Consider the following 25765-nt stretch of genomic DNA (forward strand, 5'->3'; position numbering starts at 1 on the left):
TAGATATACTCTTCAATCTGATCGATGACGGAACGAAGCCTGACGAGTTGACCTCGACTTTGGTTGAGCTTTCATCCTGAGATCATGAACGTTGTCACCACGGGAAAGCGGGAGTGGATCGGCCTCGCCGTGCTCACCCTGCCCGCCCTCCTCGCCTCGCTCGAACTGACCGTCACGAACCTCGCGTTACCCGCCATCGGCCGGGATCTGGGCGCGAGCGGCACCCAGCTGCTGTGGATCGTGGACATCTACGCCTTCCTGCTCGCCGGGTCGCTCATCACCATGGGCGTCTGGGGCGACCGGATCGGCCGCCGCCGGCTCCTGCTCATCGGCGCGGCGGTGTACGGGCTGGCCTCGCTCCTGGCGGCCTTCGCCCCCGACGCCGGAAGTCTGATCGCCGCCCGGGCGCTGATGGGGGTCGCCGGGTCCACCCTCATGCCGTCCACCCTGTCGCTGGCCACGGCCCTGTTCCCCGAGCCACGGCAGCGGGCGGTCGCCATCGGGGTCATCGTCGCCAGCGTCTCCGGAGGGACCGCCATCGGCCCGCTGGTCGGCGGCTGGCTGCTGGCCCACTTCTGGTGGGGGTCGGCGTTCCTGCTCGCGGTGCCGTTCATGGCGGTGCTGCTCGTCGTCGCGCCGCCGCTGCTGCCGGAGGTCCGCGACCCCGGCGCCGGGCGGCTGGACCTGGTCAGCGCGCTGCTGTCGCTGGGCGCGGTGCTGCCGGTCGTGTACGGGCTCAAGCAGATCGCCGCCGACGGCCCGGACGTGCCGTCGGCGGCCGCCATCGCGGCCGGGGTGGCGCTGGGCGCGGCGTTCGCGCGCAGGCAGCGGGCGCTCGCCGTGCCCTTCGTCGACCTGCGGTTGTTCGCCGACCGGACGTTCGGCGTCGCCGCCGCCACACTGGCGCTCGGCATCTTCGTGCTCTGGGGCTCCAACTACGCCATCGCGCAGTACCTGCAGCTCGTGCACGGCCTGTCCCCGCTGGAGGCGGGTCTGTGGACGGCGCCCTCGGCGGCCGGCGTCATCGCCGGATCCCTGCTGGCTCCCCGCCTGGCGCGGACGATCCGCCCACCCGTGGTGATCGGCGTCGGCCTAGCCGTCTCCGCCGCGGGTTACCTCGTGCTGACCCAGACCGGCGGGCTGGCCGTCCTCGTGACGGGGGCCGTCGTCGTCTCGGCGGGCCTCGGCCCGATGATGGCCCTGGCCACCGACCTGGTCGTCGGCTCGGCGCCGCCCGAGCGGGCCGGCGCGGCGGCCGCCATCTCCTCGACCGCTCCCCAGCTCGGCGGCGCGCTCGGCATCGCGCTGCTCGGCAGCGTCATCACCGCCGTCTACCGGAACGAGGTCTCCTCGTCCCTCCCGCCGGCCGCCCGCGACAGCCTCACCACCGCCGTGGCCGTGGCGGACGGCCTTCCCGAACGGCTCGCGGCCGAACTCCTCGGCACCGCGCGAGCCGCCTTCGTCGAGGGCTTCCACCTGGCCGCGGCGATCAGCGCCGGCCTGATGACCGGCATCGCCCTCCTCATCGTCACCCTCCTGCGGTCCCGGCGGTGACGGGCGGCGCGGCACAATCGTTCAAGACCGGCAGCGGCGCCCCGCCCAGCGCCTCCTGGACCAGGAACGATCAAGGTAGTTGACTGCTGCCTGTGGGGGTTTCAGGCGCTTCGGTGCCTAGTGTCTGGTTTACGGGTAAGAGGGAGGCGTGCGCATCGCAACCGGAGTTAACGCTCCGGAACCGACGAAGCCGGACCGTCTCTGGGGGCTCGTGCCGCCCACGCTGGCCAGGATTGCCGCGTGGTGCGGCTGCCTGATCCTCATCGGGATCGTGGCCAACTTCGTGGTCAACGTCGTGTCCTCGATGCGGCTGGTCGCACTCCCGGTCGCGGTCGCCCTGTTGCTGACCGCGCTGATGTTCCCGCTCACCGGAGCGCTGCGCAGGCGGGGAATGCGACCGATCTGGGCCACCTGGGTCACCATGTTCGTCGCGTTCGCGCTGCTCGGCGGGCTCGGATCGATCATCGGCGTACGGGGCAGCGAGGAGTTCCCCGGCCTGATGCGACAGATGCGGCAGACCGTCAAGTCACTGGAGGCCTGGCTCTACACCGGCCCGTTGCACCTGAAACCGCGCCAGCTCAGCATCTGGTTCGACGAGGCGGCCAAGCTGGTGACCGAGCGGCAGCAGCAGATCACCTCCACGGTGCTGGCCGGCACCGTGGCACTGATCGAGGCGCTGGCCTCCATCGTGTTGCTGCTCTTCGTGACGTTCTTCCTGCTGAAGGACGGCGACCGGATCTGGGCCTGGTTCCTCAGGGCCTTCGGCGGGGAGGCGCGCCGGGTCGACCGGGCCGGCCGGGCCGCGTGGCGGGCGCTCTCCTTCTACGTGCAGGGCACCGTGGCGGTGGCCGCGGTGCACGCCGTCCTCCTCGGCGTCACCCTGGCGATCATGGGAGTGCCGCTCTGGGTCGCGCTCGCCTTGCTGATCTTCGTGTCCAGCTTCATCCCGATCATCGGCATCTTCTTCGCCGGAACCGTCGCCACGCTGATCACCCTGGGCACGAAGGGGCCGATCTACGCGCTCATCTTCCTCGGTCTGCTGATCCTCGAACAACAGCTGGAGAACCATGTCCTCCAGCCGCAGATCGTGGGCCGGCGCCTGCACTTCCACCCCTTGGCGATCATCATCGTGCTCGCCGTCGGCGGCATCCTGGCCGGGATCGCGGGCGCGGTCGTGGCCGTGCCGATCGCCGCGATCCTCTATCGGGGGATCCCGGAGCTCTTCCGGTCCGAGCCGCCCGCGCTCCCGCCCGGGCCGAAGAAGCCCGACGAACCGGGCGTACCGGATGGGGCGGGGGCGCCTGGAGACCGGGCGCGGGACGTACCGGACGAGGGCGAGCCCCGGCAGGAGGGCGGCGAGCCGCCCGCACCCCCGTCCTGATCGGCGTCAGTCGGCCGCGTCCCAGCCGATCGGACGTGGACGGCGAGGCCCGGGGTAGGAAGGTGATGCCGCGCAGATCTCGCACGAAGACGACAGGAGGACGTCTCATGGCGAGCGGAGCCCTCGACTTCGATCCGTCGGTCGTCGACGCGCGCACCGTCGCCGAGTCGATGGGCACGGACCCCGAGCGGGGCCTGACCTCGGACGAGGCCGCCCGCCGGTTGGCGTCGGCGGGGCCCAACGAGATCACCTCCGCCAGGCCGGTGCCGAAGTGGCGCAAGTTCGTGGAGCAGTTCCGCGACCCGCTGATCTATCTGCTGTTCGCGGCGATCGTCATCTCGCTCGCGGCCTGGCTCATCGAGGGGGCCGAGGGCTGGCCGTTCGACGCCATCGTGATCACCATCATCGTGGTGCTGAACGCGATCCTCGGCTACTGGCAGCAGGCCAAGGCCGAGCACGCGGTCGAGGCGCTGCAACGGATGAGCGCCATCACGGCGACCGTGCTGCGCGACGGCGTGCCGTCGCGGGTGCCCACCCGTGAGCTGGTGCCCGGCGACGTCCTGGTGCTGGGCGAGGGCGACACCGTGTCGGCCGACGCGCGGCTGCTGTCGGCCGCCACGCTGAAGATCTCGGAGGCCTCGCTCACCGGGGAGAGCGAGGCGGTGCTCAAGGACGCCCACACCCTGCCCGAGCCGGCGGCGCTCGGCGACCGGCTCGACATGGTGTTCAACGGCACCGCGGTCACCCAGGGCGTCGGCCGGGCGGTGGTGACCGCCACCGGGATGGCGACCCAGATGGGGCAGATCGCCGACCTGCTGCACGCCACCCGCGAGGACCCCACTCCGCTGCAGCGAGAGATCGCCCGGGTCGGCCGGATGCTCGGGATCGCGGTGATCGTGATCGCCGTGGTGGTGATGGCCACGATCTTCCTGTTCTTCGGGGTCAACAGCGTCGATGACGTCGTCACCGCCCTGCTCCTCGGGGTGTCGCTCGCCGTGGCGGCCGTGCCCGAGGGACTGCCCACCATCCTGTCGGTGGTGCTCGCGCTGGGCGTCCAGCGGATGGCTCTGCACAACGCGATCGTCAAGAAGCTCTCCTCGGTCGAGACGCTCGGCTCGGCGTCGGTCGTCTGCTCGGACAAGACCGGCACCCTGACGAAGGGCGAGATGACCATCGGCCGGGTGGTGACCGCGTCGGGCGAGGTCATGGTGACCGGCGCGGGCTACCGGCCCGAGGGGCGGATGACGCACGACGGCGCGCCCTTGGAGGAGGGGAGCGTCCTGTGGCGTCAGACCGCGTTCGTGCTGGTCGGCGGCAGTCTCGCGAACAACGCCACCCTGCGCGAGGAAAACGGCGAATGGCTGGTCCAGGGCGACCCGACCGAGGCCGCCTTCCTGGTCGCCGAGGCGAAGCTCGGGGCGAGTGACCGGCGTACGTCGAGATTTCAGCGGGTGGGCGAGATCCCGTTCACCTCCGAGCGGAAGATGATGACCAGCGTCGAGGCCGACGCCGAGCGGGCCGGCAAGCTGGCCGTGGTCGCCAAGGGCGCCCCGGACGTGCTGCTCCGGCGCTGCACGCACGTACGGGTCGGCGACGCGGCCGAGCCGCTGGACGACGCCCGGCGGGCCCGCGTCCTGGACGACGTCGAACGCCTGTCCGGCGAGGCCTTCCGCACCCTGGGCGTGGCCTACCGGCGGCTGGAGGTGACCGAACCACCCGAGATGGACGAGTCGCTTGAGGAGAACCTCGTCTACGCGGGCATGGTCGGGATCATCGACCCACCGCGCCCGGAGGCGGCCGCGGCCATCGCCGAGGCGCACCGCGCGGGCGTCCGGGTCATCATGATCACCGGTGACCACCCCCGCACCGCGGCGCGGATCGCCGAGGACCTCGGCATCGTCGAGCACGAGGCGGTCGCCGTGTCGGGGGCGGAGCTGGACCGGCTGGACGAGGAGGGATTCCGCGAGATCGTCCGCCACAGGTCGGTCTACGCCCGGGTGACGCCGCACGACAAGCTGCGCATCGTCGACGCGCTCCAGGACGACCGCAGAGTGGTGGCCATGACCGGAGACGGCGTCAACGACGCGCCGGCCCTGAAGTCGGCCGACATCGGCATCGCGATGGGCCGCACGGGCACCGAGGTGACCAAGGAAGCGGCGAAGATGATCCTCGCCGACGACAACTTCGCCACCATCGTGCGGGCCATCCGCGAAGGCCGCCACATCTTCCTGAACATCAAGAAGTTCCTGCGCTACCTGCTCTCCTCGAACATGGGCGAGGTGCTGACCGTCTTCCTCGGCGTCGTCCTCGCCGGGGTCATCGGCCTGTCACACGGCGAGGACACGATCGTGCTGCCCCTGCTGGCCACCCAGATCCTGTGGATCAACCTGCTGACCGACAGCGCCCCGGCCCTCGCCATGGGCGTCGACTCGGAGATCGAGGACGTGATGAACCACCCGCCGCGTTCGCTGCGCGACCGGGTCATCGACCGCCGGATGTGGGCCGGCGTGATCGTGATCGGCCTCGCCATGGCGGTGGCGACGCTCGCCACCATCGACCTCTACCTGCCCGGCGGGCTGATCGAGGGCTCGCGGTCGCTGGACAACGCCCGGACGGCGGGCTTCACGGTGCTCGTGCTGGCCCAGCTGTTCAACGCCCTCAACGCCAGGTCCGAGACCGGCAGCGCCTTCCAGCGGCTGTTCGCCAACCCTTGGTTGTGGGGCGCCATCGGGCTTTCGCTGGTGCTGCAGATCGCCGTGGTCCACGTGCCCTTCCTCAACACCGCGTTCACGACCTCGCCGCTCTCGTTCGAGCAGTGGCTGGTCTGCGTCGCGATGGCGAGCGCGGTGCTGTGGGTCAGCGAGCTGCGGAAGCTGATCCTGCGGCGGGCCGGCGCCCTGCCGGGCTGATCTCCCGGTCGCGTACGTCGCCGCCCGTCGGGCGGTGTGGCCGCCTCCGCCGAATTTCGCGCGTGCGCTCATTGATCCACAATGGTGAACCAAGACCACGAATAGATCGCGAAGTATCGGCGGCTTTACTGGGACCGATGCCCGCAAATCGCCCATTCGCCGTTTTCGGCAAGCAAACGGGTCGCGATTCGGACCTCGCTTATCTCCGATCGACCCGTTTATGCGTCATACTGCAACTTGTCGGAAGTTACCGAGCATCGGCGGAGGTACCCCATGGCTATGACGGGCCGCCCCCCGGAAAGCGACATCGACGGATGGATTGAGTCCACCATTGAGGCATATCGACGTCGAGCGCGCAGGATATACCGAATGGGTCTACTATTCCGCGCGATTATCGTTGTCAGCTCACTTTTCGCCTTACTCCCGGACAGCGCGATTATTCAGTTCCCGTTCTACGCGCAGACGTACGGCCTGGCCACCACCCTCGCAGGGCTCGCCGGCGCGGCCTGCTTCCTGCTGGTGCGGAATCTCAAGCTCGCCGAGACCCTGCGACTGCTCGACGAGTCCATCACCTACCTCCAGGACCAGTCCGTACGGCTGCTCACGCTCGACGGCCTGAGCCGTCAGGTGGCCGGAATCGAGATCCGCAAGGAGATTCGCCGGCGAGACTCCACCCTGCAGCGGTCGGCTCTCGACGGGCTGGAGAACCTGCCAGGGATCACTCCGCCGCAGAACGGTCCCTGATGCACGCCTGCGTCGGTGTCATCGGAAAGGTGCCCGACCACGAACTGAACGACTTGGTCAAGCTCCTGGAGGCCGACCTTCTGCCGATCGTCAATGGGATGCTGCTCGTCCTGTCTCCCGAGCGGTACATGCTGTGTTTCGACCAGATTCGCGGCTTCATTCGCAAGACTCCGGCTTGCCACTTCATCCTCACGATCGGCCCGTACAACCAGCCCCCGAGGCCTGTCTTCTACGATCTCTACTCCCAGTTCGCGCAGCGCGGGGACGCCGGCCAGATCCTGATGTGCGCGCAGACGTACGCGCTCGATCTCGGCGCCTTCCGGCTCAGCCGCACCATGGACTTCCCGCCTCTGGTGACCGGTTGGCTGACCAGCACCGAGTTGGTCGACACCATTTTCGGTCAAGCCGAGACGTCCACCCTCTGGTACAGCTCCTACAGCGTCAACTACGTCGACCCTCACGCGCGACTCGACGCGATGACGGATCGGTCGGAGGTCCCGTTCTGGTTCTCGCCCGCCGGATTCCTCTATCTCTCCCACCAGGCCGCGCTGATCAGGGCGTTCAAAATGAAGTCGCGGCGGATCGTGGTCTACTCACGGCTCGACCTGAACGACGAGCAGTTTCTCAAGTTGCTCTTCACTTTCGAGGCGCTCGGCATCGAGCTCGAATTCGTCTACGACAAGGACCTGATCGAGTTCGCCGACGAGCAGGACATCGGGCCGATCAACATCTTCTCCCGCGCCGGCGACAACTCTTTCATCGTGATCAACCAGGAGCCGCATTACAGCGGCCGGCTCGAGGTCGCCCAGTCGATCCAGGAGGTGCAGAACGAGCTCATCGGCAGGCCTGGGGTCCACCATGACATCGACCGTTTCATGACCGCGTTCCAAGCCCTCATCGTCCGCAACGACAAACAGGACTGGCGACGGCGAGCGGCCACCGCACGCGGTTTGTTCGAGAAGTTCGCGTCATATCCGACGCCGGTGCAGCAGGCGATTCTGGAAACCTATGTGGAAAGGTGGCGGTCCTTGTGAAGCGTGTTCATATTCTCGGCCGAACCAATCTCAGCCCCACCGATCTGGGTAAGATCGGCGCCGTTTGCCGGCTGGTCACCTACGACCACAACGTGCCGCCCGACGCCACGGCCGAGGTGATCAGGCGGGCGGAGGCCGCAGAGATCATCGTGGTCAACGCCTTCACCCCCTTGTCCAAGGAGGTGGTGGCCGAGCTTCCGCGACTGCGGACCATCATCTCCTGCTCATCGGGGATCGACCACGTCGACATCGCGGCCTGTGGCGAGGCGGGCGTCAACCTGAGATGGTTCCCGGGTTTCTGCGCCCGCACGGTCGCGGAGAAGACACTCGCCTTCATCTTGATGGGCCTGAACCACCTGGTGCCCGCCATCGACAACGTGCGCCAGGGACGGTGGGACTATCTGGCGTTCCAGGGCCGCGAGGCCCGGGGCAGGCGGGTGGCCATCATCGGGCATGGCGCGATCGGCCGGATCCTGGCGGATCTGTGCGACGCCCTCGGATTCGCCGTCAGCACCGTCAACTCCCGCACCCCGGAGCCCGAGGTCAAGCGGGTCATCGCCGCCGCGCACATCATCTCCCTCCACCTGGACCTCAACGCGACCACCCGGCACTTTCTCGACCAGGACACCTGTGCGCTGTTCCAGAAGGACGTCGTGGTGGTGAACACCGCCCGAGGCGAGCTCATCGACGATGACGCCCTGGTCCGGCATCTCACCGCCAATCCCGCGTCATCCGCGTTCCTCGACGCGACGACCTTGGAGCCCATGCCCGCCGACCACCCCTACCGAAGTCTGCCGAACGTCGTCGTCACTCCGCACACGGCCTGGAACTCCGCCGAATCCGACGCCTACCTGGCCCGCGAGACGTTCGTCGCGGTCATGATGGCCATCGACTCGGGGTGGACCACCCACACCGGTGAGGCCGGCTACCAGTTACTCGGCGGCCGGCTTGACCGGCCTCCCCTGTCATGAGCCCACTCCACGCGGGAGGTCACGGATCCACGATGTCCGCCTTCTACGACCCTGAGGAATCGGAGTTCTACGGCCTGTGCGTCGAGGACCTGTTCCGGCGCCATCCGAAACTGCACAAGGTGTACGAGTTCGGCGTCGGATCCGGCGAGGCGGTGTGCGGTGCGCTACGCCGGGGCGGTTTCCTTGGGCAGGTGCACGGCTTTGAGATCGACGCGAGATCAGCGGACATCGCCCGTGACGTCGTCAGAGGCAGCGGGCTGGCTCACCGCTATCACGTCACGCACGCCGACTTCTTCACCGTGTCGCTGCCGGACAGCGAGCGAACGTGTGTGATCGCGAACCCTCCCTACCTGCCGCTGCTCGACGGGCAGCCACGGTATCCCCATCTGTCCGGAGGCGTCCGCGGCACCACCGTGAGCGAGCGGATCCTGTCGGCGGGCTTCGACACCGTGATGATGATGATCTCCTCGTACGCCGATCCGCGCTCTCTTCTCCACCATGCGATGAGGTGCGGCTACACCTTGACGAGTTGGATGGTACGTCCCATCAGGATGGGCCGGTTCTCACGGCGACCGGCGGTGCATCGGCGCATTCGAGGCATGTCGCGCGCAGGAGCGGCCTTCGTGGCCGGCGACACCTATCTGCTCGCCGGAGGCATCTGGCGGCGATCGGCCGACTACTCGTACGACGAGACGGGCCATCTCGACCTGGTCATGACCCGCTTCGGGGCGTCCGGACCGGACGAGTTCGCACCCGGTCCGCCCCTGACGGACCGGATGGACGCGTGACCATGGCTCAGCCGGCGACGGCGAGAGCGTCGATCTCGACGAGCATGCCCGGGCCAAGGCCCACGAACACCGTGGTGCGGCAGGGGTGGGGCTCGCCGACGAGCTCTGTGTAGACGGCGTTCATCTCGGGGAAATGGGCGGCGTCGGTGAGGTAGACCCGCATCATGATGACGTCCTCGAAGGACGCCCCCGCCTCCGTCAGGACGGCGCTGAGGTTCTCCAGGGTTCTGCGGGTCTGCTCGGCCACCCCGCCGGGGACGAGCGACCCTGTCTCCGGATCAATGCCCACCTGGCCGGCCAGGGCGAGCAGCGGTCCACGGCGAACGGCGTGGGAATAGGGGCCCACGGGAGCCGGAGCCTTCTTACTGACATATACTGCGGATTTCATGTGAGACTCCTTCTGATTCTCTGTCGAAGTGAACACCATGGGTCGGAATGCGGGTCGAAAGAATCGCAGCCTAGCAGTCGAATATTTGCCGGGGCGGTCGATTTCTTACCGTGTTCATCGCCCAGCAGCTGGCCATCAAAACAGTCTTTTACGAGGAAATGTCGCATATGATTGGCCATCACAAACTGTCCTTTATTCTAAAATGTCGTACATATCTGTCACATCGGCCGTCCCACCCGCGAAGGGTCCGTTCGGCATAGGTCAACCCGGAGTCGACGACTTCCTCCAGAGGCTCCAGCAGGCGTGCCGCGCCCGGCTTTTCGAGCCCTTGTGCCGCTCGCTCCTCAAGACCGTTCCTGGCCAGGCGGACGATCTCCACGGCCAGCTCGCGCATGGGCCGGCCACCGTACGTCGCCGCCAACCCGGCCACCTTCGTCTCGCCCGTCGCCGACACGTAGTCGCGCGGTGTGCTGCGGGAGAGCAACCCGCTCGCGGCGGCACGCGACGGCCGGTGATAGCTCAGCCCGGCCCATAACGCCGCCACGGCCGGCAGCGCCTCGGCGGGTGGACCGTCGGCGCCCCGGAGCTCCAGCGTTCTCCGCAGGCGTACGTCGGTCCAGATCTGATCGAGGTGCTGACGCCATGCCTCCGTGATCTGCTCGCTCGACATCCCGCGCTCACTCACGAGGTCACGGAAGGGAAGGTCCGGCCCCGGCTCGTACGTGCCGTTCGCCCTCCGGTAGATCATGGGCAGCCGGCCGGCCCAGTCGACGAACCCCGCTACGATCTCGTCGTCGGCCAGCCAGGCGGCGCGGAGCGGCCCCCATCGGACCGGTTCGGCCCGCTGCCACTGGTGCATCCGGCGCGACAGCAGCCCGCTGGGCCGCCCCGCGAACAGCGGCGAGTTGACCAGGATCGCGTGTACGACAGGCGCCACCAGCGCCTGCATGCGGAGCTTCCGCGCGAGATCGACAGGGCCCAGGTAGTCGAGGGTGACCTGCGCCGAGAGATTGAGCGTCATCGCCTCATAGCCGGCGTGCGGAGCCACGCGCGCGTAGTGCGCCTTGAGCAGTTCCGCCCGGCGACGTGGCAGCCAGGTGATGTCCGCGCTCGTGTTGAACGGGAAGTTCCCTCCGGGCAGCAACGCGACGCCGTACTCAGCCGCCATGGCGGCCAGGCCGCCCAGGTCACGCCCGAGGCGAGTGGCCAGGTCGTGCACGGTGTCAGCCGGCGGGGAGGCGTACTCGATCGCGCCGCCCATCTCCAGAGAGACGCACGCGCCGTCAGATCTGCGTACCGCCGTGACATAGCCGCTCTCCGCCGACGCCTCACCCGTCCACTCGTCGCGGACTCTCTCCAGCACCCTGCGCAGGCCTCGCTGTCCGGCGTACGGGACGCAACGCCCGGTGCGCTCGTCGACGGCGGCGAGCTCCACCTCCATGCCGACGCGTTCGCGATCCGTCCCCGCGAAGAAGGCGTTCGTGCGCAGAAGAAGGGGCAGATCCACAGCCATCGCCTCACGTGTGCTCGCGGGCGTGGATCCAGTAACTGTTGAGCAGCAGCCGCGAGCCCGAGATCAGTGGCGTGGCACGGTGCAGGCCGCGCCCGTCGAACAGGACGAGAGTCCCGGCGCCACCTGTGCAGACGACCTCCTCGTAGCCGCGATCCTGCTTGAGCTGGGCGACCTCGTGTGGCCAGAACGAGCCGAGAAACCAGCGGTCCTGATCGGTGCCGAATCCGCGTTCGTCGACGACGTAGTCGCGCGCGATCCGTGCCTCGGTCCACAACCGCCACAAACCTCGGTGGCTGCCACGGAGGTAGGTCATGGGTGCCTGCTCCGGACCGACCTCGTCGAGGTAGAGGAAGGCTTTGACGCGCTGTCTCCAGGTGTCCATGTGATAGTTGCGCTCGAACGATGGGAAGTCGCCGTAAACCACCTTGAGCCCAATGGTGCGCCGATGCGGCACCGCTTCCACGGAGATGTAACCGCGGACCAGATCGCGCACGTCAGGATGCTCGAAGAAGGGGGAGAAATCTGCGATCCGATGCGCCTCCGGCAGGAAGTACGCGCGATCTCCTTCCGGAGATTCCTCGAACCGGTTGAGCTCGGGCACCGCGTCCCGCATCTCCTTGACCGTCTTCTCCGGCAGCAGGTCGGGGATGATGACGATCCCGTCGCGCCGCAAGGTGCGCAGATGCGGTTCGAGCTCGGACCGGACCGGGGCGGTGGTCAGCCTCCTGTAGTAGTCGATCCGGCGCGGCAGGAATCGCATGACGGACAGGACCCCGAAGAAATGCTGGTTGAGATAACCCTGAAGGGCGCTCATAAGGTCTCGCGTTTCGTCGATGATTCAGCCGACGCAGTCGTAATATACGCCGGTGACCACGATTCGGCCATACGTGCCGAAAATGGCCGTGCTTCATCCGCCGGCCCGGACTGCGCGTAATCCAGCCCACCGACTTGGCGCAATCAGCGAAACGTGCCGCCGCTCGCGTCCTCCGGCCGCTGCCCGGCAAATTTCGGTCACATCCGACGGCGTACAGAAAGGCGTCCATTTATGCGGAAGCCCCGTTCCGATACGCGGACGAGACGCCGCGCCGGCTCGTTCAGCGAGCTCGTCGGCCACCTCGGCGCGGCCGGGTTCGGGCGGTCCGGGCGTCAGGGACACGAGGGGTTTCAGACCAGGCGGAGGCCGGTGGGGCGGAGGGTGGAGGTGACGAAGGCGTGGACGAGGCGCATGATCAGCGCTTCGAGCAGCAGGAACGCCGCCTTGGCCAGCACAGAGGCCAGAAACTCGGACATGGGACACCTCATAGGGAGAAAACGGCTTTTACTGGCATATTTCACCACAAGATAGTGGTGGGGAAGAAGGCCAGGCGACGATCGGGTGAACTGACGACGTCTATCCGGCGACGGCCTTCTCGATCAGACCGGCCACGACCGCCGCGACGGCCCCGCAGCCGAGGCCGATCCCCCAGCCCACCGGGCCCACCGGCCGGCTGCCGAACACCTGGCTGACGCCGGGTATCGAGATGATCAGACCCAGCGCGGCCAGCGACGACAGCGAGGCCAGCACCACCGTACGGTCGCGGTGTCCCAACGCCAGCGTCTGCAGGAGCTGGGCCGCGACCAGGCCGATGAGCCCCACCGTGTCCGCCCGGCCGCGGGTGCCGGTGACGCGGGCGAAGGTCCACGCCGCGATCGCCCCTCCGGCCGTGGCGATGGCGCGCACGTAGATGTCGCGGGTCAGGGCGGCGCCCAGCGACGCCTCCGGCCCCTCGGCGAGCAGTTTCTCGGGGCTGGCGGCGCTCGGCGGCCGGACGGCCACGGCCATCGCGGGCAGCATGTCGGTCAGCAGGTTGACCAGGAGCAGCTGGCGGGCGTTCAGCGCGCTGCGCCTGGTCAGCAGGCTGGACCCGAGCGTGAAGACGATCTCGCCCACGTTGCCGCCGAGCAGGATGCCGAGCGAGTCGCGGACCGAGCCCCACATGGCCCGGCCCTCGACGATCGCGTCGATGATGGTCTCGATGCGGTCGTCGGCGACGACGATGTCCGCGGCCGACCGGGCGGCGGGAGTGGCGCGGGCGCCGAGGGCGACGCCCACGTCGGCGAGCCGGATCGCCGGCACGTCGTTGGCTCCGTCGCCCGTGACGGCCACGACCCTGCCCGTGCCCCGCAGCACGGTGACGATCCGCGCCTTGTGCTCGGGGGTGGTCCGCGCGAAGACCGCCACCTGCGGCAGCACCTCGGCGAGCGCGTCGTCGTCGAGGCGGTCGATCTCGGGACCGGTCATCACCCGCAGCCCGTTGACCGCGTTGATCTCGGCGGCGATGGCCTCGGCCGTGCTGGGGTGGTCTCCGGTGATCATGACGACCCGGACGCCGGCCCGCACCAGCTGCTCCACGCTGCGTTTCGCCGTCGGCCGCACCGGATCCGCCAGGCCCAGGAAGCCGAGGAAGGACAGCCGTTCGATGCGGTCCTCGTCGAGATCCGCGCGGCTGGAGGCCGGCCGCTCGGCCACGGCGAGCACCCGGTAGCCCCGCCGGGCGAGCCGGTCCACCTCCTGCTCCAGCTCACCCATGATCGCGTCGTCCAGCGGGACCGTCCGCCCGTCCCTGACGAGCGACGTGCAGCGGCCCAGCACCACTTCGGGCGCGCCCTTGACGCTCAGCAGGTGCCCGGCGCCGGACAGGCCGAGCACCGCGTGGTAGCCGCGCGCCGGCTCGAAGTGCAGCTCGTCGACCCTGCGCCACTCCGTCAGGCCCTCGTCGGGGCTGACGCCGACGCTCTGGGCTCCCTCCACGACGGCCCGATCGGTGGGATGGGCGATCACCCGCCCGCCGCCGAACCGGGGCCCCGCGCGGAGCGCTCCGGCGACGATGGCTCTCATCTCGGGCTTCGACTCGGCCAGTGGTTGCTCGCACCACCCGTCGGACACCTGGCCCAGGCTGATGTGGCCCTCGGTCAGGGTGCCGGTCTTGTCGAAGCAGAGCACGTCGACCCGGCCCAGCGCCTCGATCGTGGACGGGTTGCGCACCAGGGTGTTGTGCTTCGCCAGCCGCTTGGCCGAGGCGAGCTCCGCCACGGTGGCGACGAACGGCAGTCCTTCCGGCACCGCGGCCACCATCATGCTCACCGCGGGACCGAGGGCGGTGGCCAGCGGTGTGCCGCGAACCAGGTCGATGCCCATCAGCAGCACGCCGGAGCCGACGGCGGCGGGCAGGATGCGGCGGCTCAGCGCGCGCAGTCTCAGCTCCACGCCGCTGAGCGGCGCCTCCTGCCGGGCCAGCCGGGCGGTCCGGCCCGCCTCGGTCAGGTCGCCCGTCGCCACCACCACCGCGCGGGCGCTGCCCGCCGCGACGGTGGTGCCGAGGTAGACCATCGAGCTCCGCTCGGCGACGGCCGCCGCCGCGGTCGGCGCCGTCGTCTTGGCCACGAGCTGCGACTCGCCGGTGAGCGTCGACTCGTCCACCTCCAGGCCGGAGGCCTTGATCAGCCGGGCGTCCGCCGGCACGGCGTCGCCGGCCCGCAGCTCGATCACGTCTCCCGGTACGAGGTCGTCGGCCAGGACCTCCTCGACGCCGCCGGGCCGGCGCAGGCGCGCGGTCACCGCCGTCGCCTCGGTGAGACGGTGCAGCACCCGGTCGGCGCCCCGCCGCTGGGCCCCGCCGAGCAGGGCGTCGACGCCGAGCACGCCGCCGATCAGGAGTGCGTCCACGGCCGAGCCGACCAGGGCCGACACCCCGGCCGCCGCGCCGAGCACGGGGGTCAGCGGATTCGCCAGCTCCTCCAGGGCCGCGCCGAGCAACGACTTGGGATGGAACTCGTCCCTCCGCTCCGTTTTCACCCGGCGGCCGGCGGCCTCCGCCTCGGTCAGGCCGTTGGGCGAGGTCTCCAGCCGGGCCAGGACGTCGCGGGCGGCCATCGCGTGCCAGGGCGTGGTGTCGGCGTAGATGGGCGGCGCTCCCCTCCCGACGACGCGGCCCGCCCAGTGCCCGACGACGAACGCGACCGCCGACGTACAGTCACGCACCACCTGGGCGCGGCGGACCACCGTGGGCGCGGGACCCGCGAACGACAGACCCGTCCCGAAAACGGCGCCCGTCGCGGCCACCCACGCGCCCCGCGCGCTCACCCGCCGCGCCATCGGGAGGTTCCGGAGCAGCAGATGCACCCCGTCGAGCTCACCCATCACGTCCGCGTCCCACGGGATCCGCCGCGACCGGTCGAGTACGCCGATGGCCAGATCGGCGTGTGTCAGCCCGCGCCGCGACCGCTGGGAGACCAGGGCCACACCGCGGCCCTCCAGCTGGAGCTCCCGCACCGACGTGACCAGCCGGGATCCGCCCTCCACGGTCCGGTCCACGCCGAGCCGGAGAGCGAGGCCGGGCTCCCCACCGGCCAGGATCACCTCGCAGGCGTCCTTCGGCGCCGCGACGAGGGCCTCGGCCATCGGGTGGAGCTCCCTGGCCAGACCCACCAGGGCGACCTCCGTGCCCTGGTGGGACACCACGACCGCGCGGCTCCCCTTCTCCTGCCAGTGCTCCGGTGGCGCGGGACCGTCCGAGGCGTCCCACGGCGCGGCGGTCCACCCGTCGTGCTCGCGCCGCGCCGAGGGGTCCATGAGGTCGAGGAGCGTGTAGAGGCGGGCGTGCAGATCGTCCAGGTCCACGTCCGTGAGCAGGGTGTGGACGTCGTCGATCGTCCACGCGCCCGTCATGAGCGCGGTGGCGTCGATCACCACCGTGTCGACGCGGTCCATGCGGTGCAGCGCGTACAGGTCGAGCACGATCGCGCCGCGCGCCGACAGGGCGCGCACCAGCCCGCTGATGAAGGCGTCCCTGCAGATGCGGGTCGCCTTGGGCATGCCGCCGATGAGCAGGGACAGCCCCTTCTCGTGGTCGCCGCCCACCGTCGCGGTGACGGTGTAGACGGCCAGTGCCGTCGCGCCGGCCAGGTCGGCGTACCGCTCGACGGGGCCGCGGGCGAGCGGGATCGGGCGCGGCAGTTCGCGCACCGGGATGTTCCGGTACGTCCCGGCCAGGGCCGCCAGTTCCTCTTCCCGGTCCGCCCAGGCCCGGGCACCGGCGCGCATGGCGAGGTACCGGCTCATGGCGGCGGCCGAGTCGATCAGCATCGACACGGGCCGCGCGGCCAGGGTGGTGGACACGATCCGGCCCGTGGCGAGCACCGTGTCGGCCACCGGCTTGCCGAGGCGACGCTCCACCTCATGGCGCAGGCGCGGGGTCTCGTCGACCGCCGCCAGAAAGGCGGGCACCACCATGGGCAGCATCGAAACGCGCGCGAGCCGGCCGGTGGCCGCCAGCCCGGTGCCGACGAGGTTCAGGGCCAGGCTCGCCGCGGCACGGGCCTGCTGCTCCATGCCGTCGAGTGCGCGGGCGACGCCCGCCGTCCCGCCGTCCCGGTCGTACTCCTCGATCACGGCGAGGAGTTTGTCCCGGTCGGTGCCCGCCTCGCAGCTCACGAAGACGCTGCCGAGCGTGCCGTTGACCTCGGCCCGCGCCATCCCCATCGCGAGCAGCCGCTCCTCCAGAGCGCGCGCCTCCCGCTCGGTGCCCGGGCCGCCGATGTGCCGCAACTCGACGCGGACTCCTCCCGGGCAGTCCCGTACGTGGCGGGGGCGCGGGACGAGGCCGCGTATCGGCTCGGGGAGGATGTTCAGCAGGGTTTCGACGGACAACAGATCGAACACCGCCATGCGGCCTCCTGTCGACGGTGTTCTCGTATCGGAGTTCTCGTATCGGACCGGATGTCTCAGGTTCAGCCGGCCGTGCGCGCGGCCGTGCTCCTCTTCCGCCCGCCCGTACCGGTGGAAGCGGTCTTGGCAGAAGCGGTCTTGGCGGAGGCGGGCTTGGTGGAAGCGGGCTTGGTGGAGGCGGGCTTGGCCGAAGCCGGCTTGGCGGAGGCGGCCTTCCGCCGGGTGGTGGACGCGGTCGACCTGGCCTGCCCCGCCGCCTTGCTCGCGGCGGCCGACGTCCTGCTCCGCGCGGCCGACGTTCCGCTCGTGGACGAGGAGCCGCTCCGCGACGCCGATGTCCTGCTCGCGGCGGTGGACGTCCTGCTCCGGGAGGTCGAGGGCCTGCTGCGCGTGGTCGTGGTCTTCTCGCCGGCCTTCTCGCCGGCCTTCTCAGCGGCCTGGCCGGTCCTTCTCGCCTCGCCGGCCGTCGTCGCGGACGTCCGGCGCAGCGGGGACCTGGTCACTCGGCCGGAACGCGAACGCTGCGCGAGGATGGCGCCCGCCCCGATCGCGACCGCCACCGGCCAGTCGATCGCGCCGAACACCGCGAGGGCGCCGAGCGCGCCGTAGTAGGCGAGACGCTCCGGCGGCGGCATGAACGACCTGGCGATGTCGACGGCCTGGCCGAGCTCCTGCCTGCTGATGTGCGGCAGCTGGACGTGCGGCATGGGGGGCGCGCCGATGTGCGGCATGTGGACGTCCGGCGGGCGCACCTGGATGGTCATCATGGGCAGACCCAGGGTGTACTGCTTCTTGTGACCGTTCGTGGGCGCGGAACGCTCCTGGGACGGGCGCGTCTTGCTTTCCGCCATGGCTCCTCCTCCGACGCCTGTTCCCTGACCGGAGCCAAGGACGGCGAGACCGCGACAGCGACTCTCCGTATGTCCCTTTCCTAGGCCAGTCGCGTTATTCCGGACGGAAGGTTTTAGGCGTTCTATACCGCCCTAAACTTCGATCTATGCGGCGACCGATCACTTGCGGGACAGGATCCGCCCCTTGAACATCGGATGCTTGGTCTCCCAGTAGCGCCAGCCCTCCACCCGGGACGGGATGTTGGCGATGCCGGTGGTGACCCTGACCTGCCGGCAGTTGTCGAGCCGCTGCCACGCCGACCAGCCGACGCGGTAGCCGAAGACGCGGTACCACATGTTGCCGTACATGCCCTTGCTGATCTTCTGCGTGTAGTCGTGGCCGACGAAGACCATGTGCCGCACCTCAAGGTGCGGGAGCAGCATCTGGCGCAGTTGTCTGACGACATCGTCGGTGGTGATCGACTTCAGCTTCTCGTTCTCGGTCTCGATGAAGGCGCGCACCTCGTGCTCCCGGGTGACCGAGACCGTCATCTCGCCACCCGGGCCGTCGATGAAGCGGGTCCGGGGGATGAAGAAGTTTCTCGGCTGCAGGGAACGGACCTTGAAGAAGACGTGCGGCGCGCAGGCGACGTCTCGCACCTTGCCCAGCCTTTTGGACTTCTTCTTGCCGCCGGTCGTGGTCGTGTCGGTCGCGGTGGTCTCGCTCGTCGTCGTGTCGGTCCTCGTCGTCTCGCTCGTCTCGTCATCGCGGGGTACGGCACCGGCCGGCACGGCGAGGGTCACGGACAGCGAGCCCACCGTGGTCAACACCGCCAGTCCGCTGATCGATCGGCACCTTGTCCGCCGGGCACGCGGGGCCGGGGCGTTGGTTCGGGAACTGAGTGTGGACATGAAGGTGACGCCCCTTTCGGAACGCGGCCCATCGCCGCGACTGACCAACTGGCCGGACATGCGGCCCATGCCAGCCCTCGCCGGACGAACCGAACGTGATGGTTCAGATGCTTACAGTTGCCCCAAGTGCCACCGCGACGCCACACCGGATCCGATTTCCCGGAACGCGGAAAAACTCCGGAAAGACCGCAGGCCGCCCCGCCCGCCCTCTGGTATGGCGGCCGGAACGTGATCGGGACGCCCCTCCCCCGGCCTCGCCGACGAGCGGCCATACGTAGATCGCCCGATGCGCTTCATGCCTGATGTGCCTACTCTCGGCCGGATTCAGCATCGTCCGAGAAGGTGGGTCCATGCGCACGCTGACCGTGTTCGTCTCCACCGTCCTACTGGCCACGGCGCTGACGACGCCCGTCTCGGCCGGGGTCAAACCCGCGGCCGGCACCAGCGACGTCGTCTTCCAGCGGGCCGACTTCGCCGTCGGCACCGCAGAGGGGACGACGTCCGGCAACGGGCTGTCGTTCGCCGCCGCGGCCGGCACCACCTCCTACACCGACGCGCTCGGCACCAAGCAGTGGGAGTACGCCCGCTGGACCGGCCCCGAGCGGGCGGTCGGCTTCGCCGCCACCGAGCTGATCGCCTCCTGGACGGCCGACGTCCCTCGCGGAAGCTGGCTGCAGGTCGAGGCGCGCACCCGCCACACCTCCGGCCTGACCAAGTGGTACGTCCTCGGCCGCTGGGCCTACGAGGAGGCGGACATCCGCCGCACCTCGGTGCCGGGGCAGGGCGACGCCGACGGCACCGTGGCGGTCGACACGCTCGTCGCGGCGGCGGGCAAGCGGATCGAGGCCTACCAACTGCGCCTCACGCTCTATCGCACGCCCGGCTCCACCGTCCAGCCGCGCGTGCGGACGCTCGGCGCGATGGCCTCGTACGTGCCCGAGCGCAAGACCGTCCCGGTCAGCCCCGGCGGCGGCGCGTGGGGCACCGAGCTGGCCGTGCCACGCCGCTCGCAGAACGTGCACGCGGGCCACTACCCGGAATGGGACGGCGGCGGCCAGGCCTGGTGCAGCCCGACGTCCACCACGATGGTCCTCGGCTTCTGGGACCGGTGGCCGAGTGCCCAGGACACCGCCTGGGTGAACCCGTCGGACCCCGATCCCGAGGTCGACTACGCCGCCCGCTTCACCTATGACCACGCCTACGAGGGCGCGGGCAACTGGCCGTTCAACACCGCCTACGCCGGCCGCTACGGGATGGACGGCTTCGTCACCCGGCTGCGCTCGCTCACGGAGCTGGAACGCCTCATCAGCGCGGGCGTTCCGGTGATCACCTCGCAGTCGTTCAAGAAGAACGAGCTGCCGGGCGCGGGATACGGCACCAACGGGCACATCATGGTCGTCGTCGGTTTCACCGCCGACGGTGACGTGATCGCCAACGACCCCGCCTCCTCCAGCAACACCGCCGTGCGCCGGGTCTACCCTCGGGCCGACTTCGAGAACGTCTGGCTCCGCAGCTCCAGCAGCGGCGGCATCGTGTACGTCATCACCCCTCCCGGCCACGCGCTGCCCGCCTCGACGCCGGGCCTGCCGGCCAACTGGTGACCCGCGCCGGTGGGCGCCCGCTCGCGGCGCCCACCGGCCGCGTCGGCGTCAGGGCCCGCCGCAGGCGCGGCGCAGGCCGAGGAACCAGTTCAGGTACGTGGTGTGCGGCTGTCGTCCCGAGATCCGCACCTGGGCGTCGTCCGCGTTCTCCAGGTGCGTGAAGTTGGCGCTGCCGGTGTAGACGCGCGGGGTGATGTCGTCGTCGTAGAAGCCGTCGATCATCATGAGCTTGTTGTGCGGCACCACGTCGCGGGTGCCGACCCTGAACCTGCACGGCGTGACATGGACGGACCTGCCGTTCGCCGGCTGGGCCAGGACCTGCCGGATGGTGTCGTCGACGTTCCTGTCGTCACCCGGGGCGTTCTCGTAGTAGACGATGTCGATCCAGCAGTTCTCGCCACGGAGCCTGCGCAGCTCGTTGGCGATGGCGACACGGTTCTTGTTGAAGGCGGTCAGCGCCAGGCGGATGCCGGTCTGCCGGGTGACGCCGTCGGCGTCCTGGTAGGAGCACCGGACGAGCTTGAGGATGTTGACGATGGGATCGCCGTCGGTCACGCGCCTCGGCAGGAAGCTCGCCCGGTACGTCGACCCGGTCGGCGTGGTCCAGTAGTAGCCCGGGTCGACCGCGACGCGGCGGCCCGCCCGCAGGTCCTCGAAGTAGCGGCCGTAGCCGGTGTAGACGGCGGCGTCGGAGAAGGTGTAGGCGTCGTTGAAGGAGTTGTACAGATACCAGTCGGACAGGTTGGACGAGGTCTGGAAGACCACGTTCGGATACGTGACATCGTCCACCACGACGCTGGAGAACAGCGCGAACTTGCTGTGCAGGTAGTTGCGGGCGATGCAGCCGCGGTTGACCGTGGCGGGGTTCGGATACTCGCACTGGACGAACCACGAGCCGGCCGTCTCGGAGGCGCCGAGGGCCGAGGCGAGCTGGGCGGCGATCGCGTCGTTGGCACCGTTCTCCATGCTGTCGAGGATCACCTTGACCCGCGTCCCCCGCCTGTGGGCGGCGACGAGCGCGGTGGCCACCTCACTCGACCGCTGACCGGTCGAGAACTGGTGGTTGACGAAGCGGATCTCACCGTCGGACGGGGTCGCCTGGATCAGCCGGATCAGCTGGTCCATGACGGCCGACTGCGCGGCGCTCGGTGTGCCCGGGGTGCCGGTGTCGGCCGTGGGGTCGTTGAAGACGGGGCCGTTCATGACGGGCGGGCCGCTGACGGCGGCGGCCCGCCGGGCGGCCTGGGCGCCCGGTCCGGTGACCAGGAACGAGGCGACCAGGCATAACGCCACGATGACGGTCGAACTCTTCGTCGGCATGCGGGGAGTCCCTTCCCGTGAGGGTGCACAGGGTGTGGTGACTCCGAATGTCAGGCTGTTGACGATCGACTGTCAACGAGGTTCCGTGATCTCGCCCCGCCCGGTTACCGAGTGGGGTCGAACTCCCGCAGAGCCGCGGGCTGCTTGCCGGTCGTGATCTGCTCGGCGAGCATCCGCCCGGTGGCCGGGCCGTGGGTGAGCCCCCACATGCCGTGACCGCCGGCGACGTAGATCCCGGGGACGTGGGTGGCTCCGATGAGCGGCCGCCCGTCGGGGGTGACGGGACGCGGGCCGACCCAGGTGTCGGTGCGTTCCTCCCAGGAGACGCCGCTGAGCAGCGGCTTCGCCGACGCGATGATCGCGTCGACGCGCCTCTGGTACAGCGGGGCGTCGGCGTCGCAGAACTCCATGGTGCCCGCCACCCGCAGCTTGCCCTGGTACGGCGTGCAGGCCACCCGTACGGCCGGCAGGTAGATCGGTCCGGGCACGGGCTGGTCGGTGGGCACGGTGAACGAGTAGCCACGACCGGCGCGCACCGGCACCCGGACGCCCCACTCCTTGGCGAGCTGGTTGAGCCAGGCGCCGGTGGCCACGACGACGGCGTCGGCCGTGACCGACTCGCCGGTGTCCGACCAGACGGTGAGCCCGCCGCGGTCCTCGCTCACCCCGGTCACCCGGAAGCCGGACCTGATCGCGGCGCCCCGCTCGGTGACGGCGCCGGCCAGCGCGTGGGTGAAGGCGCCGGGGTCGACGTAGCGCTGGCCGTCCAGCCGGATCCCGGCCTTGGCCGTCCGGGAGAGCTGCGGCGCCTGCGCGTAGAGGTCGTCGCCTTCGAGCGCGGCGTACTTGATCTCCAGCCCGGAGTCGTTGATGCGGCGCAGCTCGTGCAGCAGCGCGACGGCCTGGCGCGTGGTCTGGAACGCGGCCATGATCGGGGCGTCGTGCGTGGGGGCCTCGACGCCGTTGGACGTGAGCACGTCGAACGCTTCCAGGCACTCCTCGTTGAACGGCAGGTTGGCGCGTACCGCGCGACCCCAGTCCTTCCAGTTGCAGCGCAGGGCGAACGTGGTGAGGAAGGTCCACAGGCCCACGTCGGGGGTGACGGGCACGTGCAGCGGGGCGTCCCGGTCGAGCAGCGAACGCAGGCCGTAGCGCAGGACGCCGGGCTCGTTCAGCGGGATGGCCAGCCCCGGGGAGAGCCAGCCCGCGTTGCCCCACGACGCGCCCGAGGCGACGCCGTCCCGATCCACCACGGTGACGTCGACACCGCGTTCCTGCAGGAACCAGGCGGTGGACAGGCCCACCACACCGGCGCCGACGACCACGACCGTACGCGGCCCACCGTCGATGCTCATTGCCACTCCGCTCTCGCATGTCCGTATACGAGCGAGCATCGCCCGTACGGAGCGAGAATGGGCTGTACATCTCGGACAAGCACTAATGCGGCTTTTGTTCGGCCGCGACAATCATCCGCCCTGGTGCACCGCCAACGCGATGATCATGGCCAGCCGTTTCTCCGGCAGGTCGAGCCGCAGGTTGGTGACGGCGGCCATCTTCCGCAGCCGGTATCTGACCGTGTTGGGATGGACGCCGAGGCGGCCGGCGGCGACGGCCAGATCTCCCTGCGCCTCCAGCCAGGCGCGCAGCGTCTCGATGTAGCGGGTGCCGTGCTCGGCGTCGTGCCGGGTCAGGTCGGCCACCGGCCCGCGCGCCGGAGCACGCCCGGCCGAGGCGGCCGCGCGCAGCCGTTGCAGCAGGATCTCGTCCCACGACTCGTCGTAGACGACCGGACCTCCCTCGGGCCGGGACGCCCGCAGGGCGAGGCTCTCGTCGGCCTCCTGCCTGCTCGCCGGGAGGTGGGCGGGCGTCGCCGGGCCGCCCACCCCGGCCAGCACGGTGACCCGGCGCGGCAGCACGCCCACGATGGCGGCGAGCCAGTCGAGGGCGGCCGAGACGTCGCCGCCCGAGGGCAGCACCGTGTAGAGCGTGTTGCCGAACAGCGCGCTGCGGCCGGGCCGCGACCAGCCGAACCCGGTGGTCGCCCGCTCGAAGGCGAGCAGGATCGCCGCGTGCCGCTCCTCGGCGATGTGCGCCTGGAGCGCGATCACCCGGAACTGCCCACCCGGCAGCCCCAGCCGGCTGATCACCGCCGAGACGTCGGCCGTGCCCTCCAGCAACTGGATGACCAGGTCGGACTCCACCCGCCGTTCCAGGTCGGCGCTGACCCGGGAACGCAGCAGGTGCAGCGCCACGGCCCGCGCCCCGTCGGCGAGGGCGGTGCTCCGCCCACCGGCCAGCGGCTGCTCGCACTCCACCCAGATCGACCCCAGCAGCTCGCGCCCGGCCCGGACGGCGACCACCATGCGGCCACGCAGCCCGTGGGCCGGCGACGGCTCGACGAACAACGGCTCGTCGGAGACCGCCAGGTGCGCGAAGACGCCCTTGCTCTCCAGCAACCGGTGCATGGCCTCGGAGACCCGCCTGCCGAGGATCGTCTCCAGGCGCACCGGGTCGGCCGTCTGCTGGGAGCCCGAGTAGGCCAGCACCCGCGACATCTGGTCCTCGATCGTCACCGGGTAGCCGAGCTCGCCGGCCAGCGTGTCGGCGAACGCGAACAGGTCGGTCGGCCCCCGACCGGCCTCGGTCTCGCGGCCTTCGAGCACCAGCCCGTACACCACGCCGAAGAGCTGGCTCCAGGACACCTCGGGATCGACCAGCAGCACCGCGACCCCGCCGTCACGCGCCTCGGCCAACGCCGTCTCCGCCGACTCGTCCAGGCCCGTTTCATCCAGCGCCGTCTCGTTGAGCCCCGTCTCGTTGAGCGCCGTCTCGTTGAGCGCCGTCTTTTCCAGCGCTGTCTCGGCCAGCGCTGTCTCGGCCAGCGCTGTCTCGGCCAGTGCCGTGCTCTCGCGCACCAGCACCACCGTCGCCCGCGCGGCCCGCGCCAGCCGGACGGCCTCGGCCGCCGACTCCACCCCGACGGCCAGGAACACGTCACCGGTCGCCGCCCGAGGGTCGGTCGGGTCGTGCACCACCACGCTGCGCAGCGCGACGTCACGTGACGCGGGCGCGCTCCACAACCTCGCCCCGTAGCCCCCGAGAACGTTGACCAGCCGATCCAGCTTCAGCATCGCCGCGCTCACCTACCCGTCGTCGCGCCGCATCCGCGCAGCGTACACGCGGTGACGGACCGGGCACCGCCCGACGCTCGCCGCGCGTCCGGGTCTTCGGCACCGGTGACGCGGCCTCCGGGCGCTGACGGCTCGCGGTCTTGACGCGCAGCCTCCGGCGCGCTGCTCAGCGCGTGGCCGGTGCCTCCTGAACGGCCGCGCCCAGCTGCGGGATCACCCGGTCGTACCAGCCGTCCAGCACCTCGCCCAGGCGCGGCAGATCGGACTCGACCAGCGCGAGGCCGGGGGTGGGCACGACGGCGCCCAGCTCGACCAGCAGCGGCCGCAGATGCACCTCGACCGCCAGGGCGTGCCGGGGATCGCCCATGACGAGCAGGGGCAGCGCCACCGCGCCCGCCAGCGCGTCCGGCCGCAACCGGTCGAGGAACGCCTTGAGCAGGCCGGTGTAGGTGCCCTTGTACGTCGGGCTGGCGACCACGACCAGGTCGGCCCCGGCCACGAGTTCGAGCGCCACCTCCACCGCGGGCGCCGGCAGGACGGCGAGCAGCTGCGGGCCGAGCGCCGCCAGGTCGATCAGGTCGGGGGCGGCGGCGTGGCCGAGACGCCGGCCGAGGGTCTCGGCCGCCTCCACCGCCACGGCCAGCGTCCTGGACCCGCTCCTGGGGTTGCCGACCAGCGCCACGATGCCGCTCACGAGACCACCACCCCATCCACCACCCCACCCGACGACCCGGCCGCGAAGCGGGCCGTCGTCAGGATCCGCCACGGGCGCCTGCGGGCGCGGGGCGGCTCGGCGTCTCCGTCCGGCTCGGCGTCGTCGTCGGGCAGGTCGTACCTGTGGACGTCGCCGGACTCCGGCGGCGCTTCGGTACGGGTGGCGGCTTCAGGCAACGAAGGTCGCCTCCTCTCGCTGGGCCGCGGCGACCTCGTCGCGCGGCGGGGGGTGTCCGAACTCAAGTCAATATTCCCTACATGTTTTACA

At 70.1% G+C, this 25765-nt stretch carries 20 protein-coding genes; 8 read left to right on the plus strand and 12 right to left on the minus strand.

The features are described from left to right. Positions 1-84 precede the first annotated feature (84 nt). From IEY82_RS01065 to IEY82_RS01095, 7 genes are all read left to right on the plus strand, one after another. Complete coding sequence (locus tag IEY82_RS01065) at positions 85-1554, plus strand: MFS transporter (RefSeq protein ID WP_189122027.1); 1470 nt, start codon at positions 85-87, stop codon at positions 1552-1554. Between the two features lie 148 nt (positions 1555-1702). After that, positions 1703-2935, plus strand: coding sequence for an AI-2E family transporter (locus IEY82_RS01070; protein WP_225261934.1), 1233 nt, complete (start codon positions 1703-1705; stop codon positions 2933-2935). Positions 2936-3042: 107 nt separating this feature from the next. Then, entirely contained in the window at positions 3043-5844 is a 2802-nt protein-coding gene (locus IEY82_RS01075) for a cation-translocating P-type ATPase (RefSeq protein ID WP_189122028.1), read from the plus strand. 369 nt (positions 5845-6213) lie between these two features. Beyond that, positions 6214-6588, plus strand: a complete 375-nt coding sequence (locus IEY82_RS01080; protein WP_189122029.1) for a hypothetical protein — start codon at positions 6214-6216, stop codon at positions 6586-6588. Between the two features lie 29 nt (positions 6589-6617). Then, entirely contained in the window at positions 6618-7622 is a 1005-nt protein-coding gene (locus IEY82_RS01085; protein WP_189122030.1) for a hypothetical protein, read from the plus strand. Continuing rightward, positions 7619-8593 carry an NAD(P)-dependent oxidoreductase gene (locus IEY82_RS01090; RefSeq protein ID WP_189122031.1) on the plus strand — a complete coding sequence of 325 codons (975 nt, stop codon included), beginning with the start codon at positions 7619-7621 and terminating at the stop codon, positions 8591-8593. Before IEY82_RS01085 ends, IEY82_RS01090 begins: the two co-directional genes overlap by 4 nt. Positions 8594-8625: 32 nt before the next feature. Further along, positions 8626-9381: a methyltransferase gene (locus tag IEY82_RS01095; RefSeq protein WP_189122032.1), complete on the plus strand. Its 756-nt coding sequence runs from the start codon at positions 8626-8628 to the stop codon at positions 9379-9381. A gap of 7 nt (positions 9382-9388) precedes the next feature. On the opposite strand, the gene IEY82_RS01100 is transcribed toward IEY82_RS01095, so the two are convergent. The 7 genes from IEY82_RS01100 to IEY82_RS01125 form a co-directional block, all read right to left on the minus strand. Beyond that, positions 9389-9769 carry a RidA family protein gene (locus IEY82_RS01100; RefSeq protein WP_189122033.1) on the minus strand — a complete coding sequence of 127 codons (381 nt, stop codon included), beginning with the start codon at positions 9767-9769 and terminating at the stop codon, positions 9389-9391. 178 nt (positions 9770-9947) lie between these two features. After that, positions 9948-11282: a glutamate-cysteine ligase family protein gene (locus IEY82_RS01105; protein ID WP_229697516.1), complete on the minus strand. Its 1335-nt coding sequence runs from the start codon at positions 11280-11282 to the stop codon at positions 9948-9950. Positions 11283-11286: 4 nt separating this feature from the next. Further along, positions 11287-12096 carry a phytanoyl-CoA dioxygenase family protein gene (locus IEY82_RS01110; protein WP_189122035.1) on the minus strand — a complete coding sequence of 270 codons (810 nt, stop codon included), beginning with the start codon at positions 12094-12096 and terminating at the stop codon, positions 11287-11289. Positions 12097-12446: 350 nt separating this feature from the next. Continuing rightward, entirely contained in the window at positions 12447-12572 is a 126-nt protein-coding gene (locus IEY82_RS39770) for a hypothetical protein (protein WP_263647436.1), read from the minus strand. Between the two features lie 100 nt (positions 12573-12672). Next, a complete protein-coding gene (locus IEY82_RS01115; protein ID WP_189122036.1) occupies positions 12673-16989 on the minus strand; it encodes a cation-translocating P-type ATPase in 4317 nt (1438 codons plus the stop codon). Between the two features lie 62 nt (positions 16990-17051). Then, entirely contained in the window at positions 17052-17840 is a 789-nt protein-coding gene (locus IEY82_RS01120) for a hypothetical protein (RefSeq protein ID WP_189122037.1), read from the minus strand. Between the two features lie 159 nt (positions 17841-17999). Further along, complete coding sequence (locus IEY82_RS01125; RefSeq protein WP_189122038.1) at positions 18000-18650, minus strand: hypothetical protein; 651 nt, start codon at positions 18648-18650, stop codon at positions 18000-18002. Between the two features lie 431 nt (positions 18651-19081). On the opposite strand from IEY82_RS01125, the gene IEY82_RS01130 reads away from it, so the two are divergent. After that, entirely contained in the window at positions 19082-20332 is a 1251-nt protein-coding gene (locus IEY82_RS01130; protein WP_189122039.1) for a C39 family peptidase, read from the plus strand. A 48-nt stretch (positions 20333-20380) separates the two neighbouring features. Here IEY82_RS01130 and IEY82_RS01135 read toward each other — a convergent pair whose 3' ends face one another. The 5 genes from IEY82_RS01135 to IEY82_RS01155 form a co-directional block, all read right to left on the minus strand. Then, positions 20381-21652, minus strand: coding sequence for a phospholipase D-like domain-containing protein (locus IEY82_RS01135; protein ID WP_189122040.1), 1272 nt, complete (start codon positions 21650-21652; stop codon positions 20381-20383). A 104-nt stretch (positions 21653-21756) separates the two neighbouring features. Further along, the gene (locus IEY82_RS01140) at positions 21757-23007 is read right to left on the minus strand and encodes an NAD(P)/FAD-dependent oxidoreductase (protein WP_189122041.1); all 1251 of its coding nucleotides are present in this window, start codon (positions 23005-23007) and stop codon (positions 21757-21759) included. Between the two features lie 111 nt (positions 23008-23118). After that, entirely contained in the window at positions 23119-24783 is a 1665-nt protein-coding gene (locus IEY82_RS01145) for a PucR family transcriptional regulator (protein WP_189122042.1), read from the minus strand. Between the two features lie 166 nt (positions 24784-24949). Continuing rightward, complete coding sequence (locus IEY82_RS01150; protein ID WP_189122043.1) at positions 24950-25477, minus strand: NADPH-dependent FMN reductase; 528 nt, start codon at positions 25475-25477, stop codon at positions 24950-24952. Continuing rightward, a complete protein-coding gene (locus IEY82_RS01155) occupies positions 25474-25674 on the minus strand; it encodes a hypothetical protein (RefSeq protein WP_189122044.1) in 201 nt (66 codons plus the stop codon). Before IEY82_RS01155 ends, IEY82_RS01150 begins: the two co-directional genes overlap by 4 nt. Positions 25675-25765: the final 91 nt, after the last annotated feature.

The organism is Nonomuraea cavernae (genome assembly GCF_014646355.1).
GTDB classification, from domain to species: domain Bacteria; phylum Actinomycetota; class Actinomycetes; order Streptosporangiales; family Streptosporangiaceae; genus Nonomuraea; species Nonomuraea cavernae.